General features: G+C 61.5%; 13 protein-coding genes. 5 read left to right on the top strand and 8 right to left on the bottom strand.

The window, feature by feature from the left end; all coding sequences use genetic code 11:
- Positions 1–170 precede the first annotated feature (170 nt).
- The 3 genes from ACWGTI_RS24885 to ACWGTI_RS24875 all read right to left on the bottom strand — a co-directional run bounded on the left by ACWGTI_RS24885 (position 171) and on the right by ACWGTI_RS24875 (position 2,217).
- On the bottom strand, positions 171–728 hold the full coding sequence (locus tag ACWGTI_RS24885; protein ID WP_454589580.1) for a fasciclin domain-containing protein: 558 nt from the start codon (positions 726–728) through the stop codon (positions 171–173).
- 224 nt (positions 729–952) lie between these two features.
- Entirely contained in the window at positions 953–1,681 is a 729-nt protein-coding gene (locus tag ACWGTI_RS24880) for an anti-sigma factor (RefSeq protein WP_454589579.1), read from the bottom strand.
- A complete protein-coding gene (locus ACWGTI_RS24875; RefSeq protein WP_454589578.1) occupies positions 1,678–2,217 on the bottom strand; it encodes a sigma-70 family RNA polymerase sigma factor in 540 nt (179 codons plus the stop codon). The genes ACWGTI_RS24880 and ACWGTI_RS24875 overlap by 4 nt, the downstream gene beginning before the upstream one ends.
- A 119-nt stretch (positions 2,218–2,336) precedes the next feature.
- Here ACWGTI_RS24875 and ACWGTI_RS24870 point away from each other — a divergent pair, with 119 nt between their 5' ends.
- The 3 genes from ACWGTI_RS24870 to argB all read left to right on the top strand — a co-directional run bounded on the left by ACWGTI_RS24870 (position 2,337) and on the right by argB (position 3,825).
- Positions 2,337–2,594, top strand: coding sequence for an amidase family protein (locus ACWGTI_RS24870; protein ID WP_454589577.1), 258 nt, complete (start codon positions 2,337–2,339; stop codon positions 2,592–2,594).
- Positions 2,595–2,638: 44 nt separating this feature from the next.
- Positions 2,639–2,833: an RNA polymerase sigma factor region1.1 domain-containing protein gene (locus tag ACWGTI_RS24865; protein ID WP_454589576.1), complete on the top strand. Its 195-nt coding sequence runs from the start codon at positions 2,639–2,641 to the stop codon at positions 2,831–2,833.
- Positions 2,834–2,931: 98 nt separating this feature from the next.
- Positions 2,932–3,825 (top strand): acetylglutamate kinase, encoded by an 894-nt coding sequence (argB, locus tag ACWGTI_RS24860; RefSeq protein ID WP_454589575.1) that lies wholly within the window; start codon positions 2,932–2,934, stop codon positions 3,823–3,825.
- A gap of 24 nt (positions 3,826–3,849) precedes the next feature.
- Here argB and ACWGTI_RS24855 read toward each other — a convergent pair whose 3' ends face one another.
- The 3 genes from ACWGTI_RS24855 to ACWGTI_RS24845 all read right to left on the bottom strand — a co-directional run bounded on the left by ACWGTI_RS24855 (position 3,850) and on the right by ACWGTI_RS24845 (position 6,531).
- The gene (locus ACWGTI_RS24855; protein WP_454589574.1) at positions 3,850–4,248 is read right to left on the bottom strand and encodes a RidA family protein; all 399 of its coding nucleotides are present in this window, start codon (positions 4,246–4,248) and stop codon (positions 3,850–3,852) included.
- Between the two features lie 146 nt (positions 4,249–4,394).
- Positions 4,395–5,942 carry a magnesium-protoporphyrin IX monomethyl ester anaerobic oxidative cyclase gene (gene bchE, locus ACWGTI_RS24850; protein WP_454589573.1) on the bottom strand — a complete coding sequence of 516 codons (1,548 nt, stop codon included), beginning with the start codon at positions 5,940–5,942 and terminating at the stop codon, positions 4,395–4,397.
- Between the two features lie 112 nt (positions 5,943–6,054).
- Positions 6,055–6,531 (bottom strand): Lrp/AsnC family transcriptional regulator, encoded by a 477-nt coding sequence (locus ACWGTI_RS24845; protein ID WP_454589572.1) that lies wholly within the window; start codon positions 6,529–6,531, stop codon positions 6,055–6,057.
- Positions 6,532–6,670: 139 nt separating this feature from the next.
- Between ACWGTI_RS24845 and phhA the strand changes: the two genes are divergently transcribed.
- Positions 6,671–7,507 carry a phenylalanine 4-monooxygenase gene (gene phhA / locus ACWGTI_RS24840; RefSeq protein ID WP_454589571.1) on the top strand — a complete coding sequence of 279 codons (837 nt, stop codon included), beginning with the start codon at positions 6,671–6,673 and terminating at the stop codon, positions 7,505–7,507.
- 114 nt (positions 7,508–7,621) lie between these two features.
- On the opposite strand, the gene ACWGTI_RS24835 is transcribed toward phhA, so the two are convergent.
- Positions 7,622–8,026, bottom strand: coding sequence for a VOC family protein (locus ACWGTI_RS24835; protein WP_454589570.1), 405 nt, complete (start codon positions 8,024–8,026; stop codon positions 7,622–7,624).
- A gap of 103 nt (positions 8,027–8,129) precedes the next feature.
- Between ACWGTI_RS24835 and ACWGTI_RS24830 the strand changes: the two genes are divergently transcribed.
- Positions 8,130–8,762, top strand: a complete 633-nt coding sequence (locus tag ACWGTI_RS24830) for a TetR/AcrR family transcriptional regulator (protein WP_454589569.1) — start codon at positions 8,130–8,132, stop codon at positions 8,760–8,762.
- A gap of 42 nt (positions 8,763–8,804) precedes the next feature.
- Here the strand turns inward: ACWGTI_RS24830 and ACWGTI_RS24825 are convergent, their stop codons facing one another.
- The gene (locus ACWGTI_RS24825; protein ID WP_454589568.1) at positions 8,805–9,302 is read right to left on the bottom strand and encodes a MarR family winged helix-turn-helix transcriptional regulator; all 498 of its coding nucleotides are present in this window, start codon (positions 9,300–9,302) and stop codon (positions 8,805–8,807) included.
- Positions 9,303–9,383 lie beyond the last annotated feature (81 nt).

Genomic DNA, 9,383 nt, shown 5'->3' with positions numbered 1-9,383 from the left:
GCAAAATCAAAAGCCGGTGACGGTGGCCTCTGCAAACGAACGCTCCACACCAGTTCCGCACTTGCTGCGGACGGGATGGAGCGCTCGGTCGTTTGCGCGGCCCACGGGGGCGCGAGCCGCGCAATCTGCAGGGAGCCTTGACCAACTGTTCGCCGGCGGCAGGCGCTTTGTTACATCTTCGGCAGCAGAACCTTGTCGACGACATGGATGACGCCGTTGGACTGCTCGACATCGGCGATCGTCACATTGGCGACATTGCCGTTCTCGTCGGTGACGGTGACCTTGCCGCCATCAGCCTTGAGCGACAGCTCACAGCCGCCGACCGTCTTGACCTTGTGGGTGCCGCCGTCGGCCTTGGCCATCGCGGCGACATCAACGCCCATCGCCTTGGCGCCGATGACGTGGCAGGTCAGGATCTTGGTGAGCATGTCCTTGTTCTCGGGCTTGAGCAGCGTCTCGACCGTACCGGCCGGAAGGGCGGCAAAGGCGTCGTTGGTCGGCGCGAAGACGGTGAACGGACCGGCGCCCTGCAGCGTCTCGACCAGACCGGCAGCCTTGACGGCCGCGACCAGCGTCGTGTGGTCCTTCGAATTGACGGCGTTCTCGACGATGTTCTTGTCGGCGAACATGGCGGCGCCGCCAACCATCGGATTCTCGGCATAGGCAGCAGTGGCGAGGGCGGATACGGCAATGGTACCGGCGAGCAAAAGGGTGGCGAGTTTACGCATAGTGTTCGGACTCCTCGGGTTATTGTTCCTCTCTCGGGAACATATGGAGATACGGAACAGAACCGCTTGAGTTTCCGCGCGTCGGGAAAAATTGTTATTTATTTTGTCGGTGAATTAAATCTTTGACGATCGATCTCTTGATTCAAGACAGCGCATCTGAACGCCAAAACGGCGGAAGATAAACTTCTGCCGTTCTTCACTAAGCAATTCTCTATTGAGAACTATCAGATACCCTTCAGATCGCCCGCGGCAACGACCGGTCCGGTCGGCTGTCCGGTCGGCGAACCGCCAGTGGGCTCGACGCTGACGGCGAGCACGGCGCCTTGCGCCAGCTTCTGCTGCACGGCCGGTGCAACGGGGATGTGCGTGGTCTGGCCGGCCGGAATGACACCCATCGAGACCGGCGCATTCTTGCCTTCAATCATCCACAGTTCGAAGTCCTTGCCGGCGGCGCGTTCGCCCGACACCAGCGACAGGCCGACATCGCGGCGTGCGGCGTCATAGACGACGAGGTATTTGACATCGCTGCCATCGGCGGCCAGCGAGGCGACAAGGCGCTCCTGCGGCTCGGTGACCGGCGGAGCCCTGAAGAGTGGCACGGCAGCGTAGAGCACCAGCGCCCCGAGAGCCGCCGCGGTGAGACCGCGCCAGAAGGCAAGGCTCGCCCAAAGGCTGCCGCTCGGCGCCGCGGCAGTCGACGCTGCGGTGGAGGAGAACAGCCGGCGATCGATAGCCGGCTTGATCGTGGCCGGCGGCTCTACCTCAGCATAGGCGGCGGCCATCGGCGAAAGGTGAACCTCCCAGGAATCGACCAGACGGGCAAAGCCGGTCTCCGCGTCGATGCGTCCCGAGGCTATCTGGCGTTCGTCCGCCGGCAGCACACCGAGAACGTATTCGGCTGCGAGCAGGTCGTCGCCTCCACGTTCCGGTCCATTTTCTTCTGCGAGCGTCATCTTTCCAGACATTCTCTAAGTTTCAACAGGCTGCGCCGCAGCCATGTCCGCATCGTGTTGAGCGGAACCTTGTGGCGCTCCGCCAGTTCGGCGTAACTTTCGCCGTTCAAATAAGCGCCCCGGACGGCCTGCGCCCTGTCTTGTTCCAACTCGTCGAGGCACTGGTAGATGCGCTCGGATTCACCGCCCGCAACAACCATAGCCTCAGGCCCCGGACCCGGGTCAGCCACGTCAAGCGCGGCATCGATATCGGCAGCAGGCTTGCGCCGTGATCGGATGCGATCAATCGCATGATTGCGGGCTATGGCCACCAGCCAGGAGATTGGGCTGAGATCAGAAACCGCGAAACGATCCGCCTTCGTCCACACTTTGACGAAGACCTCTTGCAGCGCTTCTTCCGCATCTCCCCGGTCCCTCAATACACGAAGGCAAACGCCGAAAAGTTTCGCGCTGGTTTGTCGGTAAAGCAGATCAAACGCAGCCCGATCCTTCATCGAGGTCCGGACAATCAGGGTGGAGATGTCCTGCGGCGTCATGCCGACAAGCTAGGCGATTGCGATTTATTTGCAAAGGCGGAAATGTTGTTGTCTACGCAATCGATGTCTGCGCCTCCCCTCCAGTAATCGTCAGTCGGTTGCCAAGGAAATCACCTGTCGTGCTGCTGAAACTGAAGCCGCTGTTCGGGCAGCTGATGGACAAGAGCCTGTGGTTCACCCACTGGCCGGCGATCCAGAATGTCACGGGACAGCCGTCGATCGCGCTGCCTGTCCATGTCACCGCTGCCGGCCTGCCGCTCGGCATCCAGGTCGTCGGCCGCCCCGGCGACGAAGAGACGCTTTTGTCGCTCGCCGCACAGATGGAAAAGATTTCGGGGTGGTTGACACGGCGGGCGCCGCTGAAGGTGCTCAAATAGGTTAGTGCCTTGACAACCGGCCATGCCGACCAATCTTTGCGCGGATGAGCGAGTATCCCGGCCTGCCAGAACACATTCGAAACGCGATCCTGGTCCTGATCGATCGGTATCGGGAGCGCGGCTCAATCACGCTCGACGAAGTCAATTTCGGGCTTCCGCATGACTATGGTTGGGCTTCGGCGGATATCGAGAATGTCTTTGAGCTGATCACCGCAGGCGGGCTACGGATCGAGGAATAATTCGATCGCTCTGGGCCCAAGTCGCGTCGAACCATTTGCCCCTCGCGCCAATTCCCGCTAAGACGCCGCCGTCCTTCCAAAAAGCCGGGAACCTACCGATGACGGAGATCACCGCCACCGCCGAGATGCAGGCCGCGCTGCTTTCGCGGGCGTTGCCCTATATGCAGCGCTACGAAAACAAGACGGTGGTCGTGAAGTATGGCGGCCATGCCATGGGCGATATCGAACTGGGCAAGGCCTTCGCCCGCGACATCGCGCTGTTGAAACAATCCGGCGTCAACCCGATCGTCGTCCATGGCGGCGGCCCGCAGATCGGCGCCATGCTCTCCAAGATGGGCATCGAATCGAAGTTCGAAGGCGGCCTGCGCGTCACCGACCAGAAGACGGTCGAGATCGTCGAGATGGTGCTCGCCGGCTCGATCAACAAGGAGATCGTGGCGCTGATCAACGCCGAGGGTGAATGGGCGATCGGCCTGTGCGGCAAGGACGGCAACATGGTGTTCGCCGAAAAGGCGCGCAAGACCATGATCGACCCTGACTCCAACATCGAGCGGGTGCTCGATCTCGGCTTCGTCGGCGAACCGGTCGAAGTCGACCGCACGCTGCTCGACCTTTTGGCGCGCTCGGAAATGATCCCGGTGCTGGCGCCGGTGGCGCCCGGCCGCGACGGCCACACCTACAACATCAATGCCGACACTTTTGCCGGCGCCATTGCCGGGGCCTGCCAGGCGACGCGCCTTTTGTTCCTGACCGATGTGCCCGGCGTGCTCGACAAGAACAAGAAGCTGATCGATGAACTGACGGTGGCCGAAGCCAAGGCGCTGATCAAGGACGGCACGGTGTCGGGCGGCATGATTCCCAAGGTCGAGACCTGCATCGAAGCGATCGAACGCGGCGTCGAAGGCGTCGTCATCCTCAACGGCAAGACGCCGCATGCGGTGCTCCTGGAACTGTTCACCGAACACGGCGCCGGCACGCTGATCGTGCCGTGAACCCGGCCGCCCGCCGCCCCTCGATCAGGCCGGCTGGGGCAAGCGGGCGATGACCTTTATCTCGAAGTCGAAGCCGGCTAACCAATTGACGCCGACCGCCGTCCAGTTGGTATAGGGCGGTTCGCCAAACACCTTCAGCCGGACGGCGTCAATGGCGCCCCACTGCGCGGCCGGATCTGTGTGGAAGCTCGTCACGTCGACAATGTCGTCGAACGTGCAGCCCGCAGCTTTCAGCACCGCGGCCAGATTGTCGAAGGCAAGCTGGACCTGCTTTTCAAACACCGGCTCAGGCGAGCCGTCCTCGCGGCTGCCGACCTGGCCCGAGACGAACAGGAAGTCGCCCGAGCGGATCGCCGCCGAATAGCGGTTGATCTCGTAGAGAGCCTGCCGACCGGCAGGGAATATCGCGTCACGTTTGGTCATTTCTACTCCATCTGGACATGGCAGGCTCTCAACGATCTCGGCCTGCCGTGGTCGTTTACATACGCCCCGTATGTCCAAGATGGGTTCATACGTTGCGTATGTCAATATACATACGCAACGTATATTTGTGACTGCAACTGAACCCGTCAGGCGCCGGGCGAGATCGCGGCGGCCGTTACCGCCGCCTTGCGAGTCGGCCGCATGACGACCATCGATTCCTCTTCCTGGTCCTGCGGCGCGCCCCAAAATTCGGCCAGCGTCGGGCCGTCCTCGAGGCGGCGATCCAGGGCCAGAAAGCCCCAGACCTCGCGGAACCAGACGCGGCGGCCCATCTGCGTGTACCAGCGCATCGAATGGCGCTGTTCGGGATCGGGATGGAAGAGAATGCGCGCCAATGCCTTGGGCCGGGACTGCACCGCGACCTCGATCAGCTTGACGGAGAGGAACAACATCCACGGTTTCAGTCGGGTCATCTGCAGCACCTGGTGCTTGTAGTCCCACAACCGGGCGTCGGTCTGGATCACCTTGCGATCCCGGGCGATGCGGAAGAACGGCGTCCAGCGGTGCGGGGTGACGTAAAGTGCCTGGATCTGGTCGGGGTCATAGGCAAGCAGCTGGCGGAAACCGCGCCACAAATCGCGAAAAGTCTCGTCCTCGAAGCCGGCCACCCAGGTCGCCATAGACAGGATGCCATGCTGGCGCAACAGCCTGATCGCCTCGCGGTCGGATGAGGTGCTGCCGCCCTTGCGGATCAATTGAAGCGTCTGTTCGTCGGTGTTTTCCATGCCGAGCAGCCAGCGGATGACGCCCGCCTTTCGGTAGAGGTGCAAAATGTCGGCGTCGCGCACAATGTCGTCGGCGCGGGTCGAGCCGACGATCAGCACCGGCACATCCTCGGCGATCATGGCGTCGAGAAAGGCGCGCCACGCTTTCTTCGACACCGTCGGGTTCTCGTCGGCGAGGTTGATCAGTTCGACGCCGTGCTCGCGGTGCAGCCAGGCAATCTCCTTAGCGAATTTGACTGGATCGCGATGCCGCCAACGGGTCCAGAAGCCGCGCTGGCCGCAATAATTGCACAGATGCGGGCAGCCGCGCGAAAACTGCATGACCACTGCGCGCTTGCCGCCCCAATAACTGTAGCGGCGGTGATCGATCAGCTCCCAGCCGACGCGGTAGTCGTCGAGAGTGACGATGGTGTCGGCTGGCCGCGTTGCAAAGGGACGGCCGAGATCGTCGCGATAAGCGATGCCGGCGATATCCGCCAGCGGGCGGCGATTATCCAGCGCCTCGATGAGAGCGACAATGGTTGCCTCGCCCTCGCCGCGCACGATGAAGTCGAAAACATCCGTTGCCGCCAGTATGTCGCGCCAATGATAGGTCGGGAACACGCCGCCATAGATCACCAGCGTCGCCGGCTCGCGCGTCTTGACCATGCGGGCAATGGCGAGTGCCGTCGGATGTGCCGAGGTCGAGCCGGAATGGCCGATCAGGATGCTATCAGGCTGGCCGCTCAAGGCATCGCGCACCAGTGTGTCCAACGGCATCGGGCCGAATTCCGCATCGACCAGCCGCACCTGATGGCCGGCGTCGATGAGCGGCCCGCCGATTGCAAGCAGGCCGAGCGGCGGCAGATGGTCGTCAGGCACGCGGCTGCCGATGGCGGTGTGCGGCGGATTGATCAGGACGATGTTCATGACGGACCTCTGCAAGTCGGTCCGCATGGCGTAGCCGGTGTTTCAGACCTGGAATTGGGCTCCGTTCAGCAGTTTGCGTGCAGCTTTTCCGCAGAAATGGCGATGCCGAGCCTTACCGCCTGAGATGGGCGAGCGGCACATGGCCCGGGCCCTTGATATTCTGCAGCACCAACTGGGTGTGGACGTCGCGCACACCCGAAAGCCGCATCAGCCGGTGCATGACGAAGGCGTTGAGTTCGTCGACCGATGGCACCATGACATGCAGCAGGAAATCGTGGTCGCCGGTCATCGTCCAGCAGGACGAGACTTCGTCCATGCGCTGCACGGCGGCGATGAAGGTTTCGGGCGAACCATCGCTGTGGCTGACCAGCCGCACCTCGATGAACACCTCGACCATCAGGCCGACGGCGCGGCGGCTGAGCACGGCGGCGAACCCCTTGATGATGCCGGCCTCCTGCAGCGCCTCGAAGCGGCGCGCGCACGGCGTCGTCGACAGGCCGATTTCCTGCGCCAGTTCGGAGACGGGCTTGCGCCCGTCACGCTGCAGCACTTCCAGCATCTTGATCTCGAAATCATCGAACTGAGGCATTTTCACTCCTCTGAGACAGTTATTGAGGGGATGTTATCTCGAAATATCTGCCTGAGCCATCATCAAAACCGATTTGCCTCGGAAAACCGGGTTAGCCTCCAGGCACGTCAGCCGTTGATGATTTGCAGGGAGAAGAGCCATGACGACGATGAGCGTTGCCGAATATGCCCGCGATTGCGCGGCGCAAGGGTTGCGCGGCGACTATTCGGTTTGCCGTTCCGATTTCACCGTGGCGCAAGGCTATGATTACAGCGCCGAGGAGCAGGCGGTGTGGCGCACGCTGTGCGACCGCCAGACCAAGCTGACGCAGAAACTGGCCCACCATTCCTATCTCGATGGCGTCGCCACGCTCGGCCTGCTCGACAAGATCCCGGATTTCGACGCGGTCTCAGACAGGCTGCGCAAGCTGACCGGCTGGGAGATCGTCGCCGTTCCCGGCCTCATTCCGGCTGCGCCCTTCTTCGACCATCTCGCCAACCGGCGCTTTCCGGTGACCAACTGGCTGCGCACCAAGGACGAGCTCGACTACATCGTCGAACCGGACATGTTCCACGACTTCTTCGGCCATGTGCCCATCCTGACGCAGCCGGTGTTCGCCGACTTCATGCAGATGTATGGCGAGAAGGCCGAGAGCGTGATCGCGCTGGGCGGCGACGAGATGATCACCCGCCTTTACTGGTACACCGCCGAATACGGACTGATGCAAGAGAAGGGCCAGCCCTTGAAGGCGTTCGGCGCCGGGCTGATGTCGTCCTTCACCGAATTGCAGTTTGCCGTCGACAGCAAGGACGCGCATCACGTGCCCTTCGACCTGGAGACGGTGATGCGCACCGGCTACGAGATCGACAAGTTCCAGCGCGCCTATTTCGTGCTGCCGTCGTTCGACGTGCTGCGCGATGCGTTCCGCACCGCCGATTTCAAGGCGATCGTGGCGCGTCGCAAGGGTCAGGCCGCGCTCGACCCGGCGACCGTCTAATGCGTGTCGCCGAAAAGTGATCTTGGAAACACGACATGCATAGAACAAAGGCCTAAAGCGCGTCGCATGAATCCGCTTCAACGCGACGTACTTTAGGCTTTTGTTCCCGACAGGCTATTGCATGGCGGCGGGGTTCATCCACAGGAACTCCCACACGTTGCCGTCTGGGTCTTCGATGTGGCGGTTGAACATGAAACCGAGATCCTGCGCGGGATTGGGATCAGCGCGGCCGCCTGCCGCCACACCCTTATCGATTGTGGCATTGACCTCGTCCTTGCTGCCAGTGGTGAGCGCGATCAGCATCTGGCTGTCACGCCTGGCGTCGCCGATCTGCCGAGCTGTGAACTGGCTGTAGTGCTGGTGCGTCAGCAACATGACCCCAATCGAGTCGGAGAACATGATCGAGCTGGCCTGGTCGCTCGAGAACTGCGGGTTTAGCGTGCCCCCGATCGCGAGATAGAAGTTTGTCGCTGCCTGCAGATCGCGAACCGGTAGGTTGACGAAGATCATTTTGCTCATCAGTTTAAGCCCTGCTTTGTTGGCGGGTACTAGCCAGTCTAGTACTGGGATTGTGGTTATCATACGGGAACGGTACCGTCTAGTACTGGTCAGGAGAGCGCCCATGGAGATTGACGGTGAAACCAGATCGGCACGCAAGGACCGTGAAATCATCCAGGCGGCCACTGCAGCGTTCATCGGCAAGGGTTATGATGGAACCAGCATGGAGGAAATCGCCACCAGGGCAGGGGCTTCCAAGCAGACCGTCTACAAGCATTTCACCGACAAGGAGACCCTGTTCGGCGAAGTCGTTCTGTCAACCGCTGGCCAGGTCAACGACATCATCGAGTCCGTGACGACGCTGCTTTCCGAGGCGAAATTTATGGAAGGCGGGTTGCAGCAGCTTGCCCGACGTCTGATAGCGGTTCTCATGGATGAAGAGTTGTTGAAGCTGCGGCGCTTGATTATCGCCAATGCGGATCGAATGCCGCAGCTTGGGCGCAGTTGGTACGAGAAAGGTTTTGAACGCATGCTTGCCTCGACGGCATCGTGCTTTCAAAAGCTCACCAGTCGAGGACTGATACAAACCAGCGATCCCTATCTGGCGGCCAGCCATCTTTTTGGGATGCTTCTTTGGATCCCCATGAATGAAGCCATGTTCACTGGAAGCAACCGGCGCTCCAAGGCCGAACTGGAACGGCACGCGGATGCCTCGGTGGAAGCATTTCTGGTTGTTTATGGGGTCCAGCCGAAATAGTCCTGCCGACATCAGCTGAACGCCGCAAGCACAGCAGCGCTTCTATCGCCCAGGGGCGTCCGGCCCCTCGGCCTTCAGCCGCGCAAGCTGAGCGCGCTGCAGGTCGAGGGCGGCGTTGACGAAGCGCGATATGGTCGCGAGCTCGGCGTCATTGAAAGTGGCGATCACCTTTTCTCCTTCCCGCGCGATGGCACCGTAGTAACGCGCCGACAGTTCGCGTGTCGCCTCGGTCGCCTCGATCACCACCTTGCGCCTGTCCTCGAGACTGCGCGTGCGCGTCAAAAGCCCGCGCGCTTCCAGCCGGTCGGTCAGCGCGGTCACGGCAGCGGGCGTCAGGCCGGTCGCTATCGCAACGGCGCCGGCCGATTGCGGACCGCCATAGAGCAGCCCGATGCAATGGCGTTCGGCCATGTTCAGCCCGAGCCTTTCCCCCACCGCTTCGTCATAGGCCTGTGTGGCGTCCTGCCACTGCATGATGGCCAGGCCGATGGCCGTCGTCATGTCCTCGCGATTCCGGCTTGACGAATTTATTTCGATCATCTAACTATCAATCTGTCTAACACTTAGACCATTGCATCAATATGCAGCTGCGGTCCGGACATAGCAAGGGCCTGCCGCCGA

The sequence above is a fragment of the Mesorhizobium sp. ArgA1 genome (genome assembly GCF_053714375.1).
Note: the sequence above shows the minus strand (reverse complement) of the source record. Positions and strands in the feature narration are given on the sequence as shown.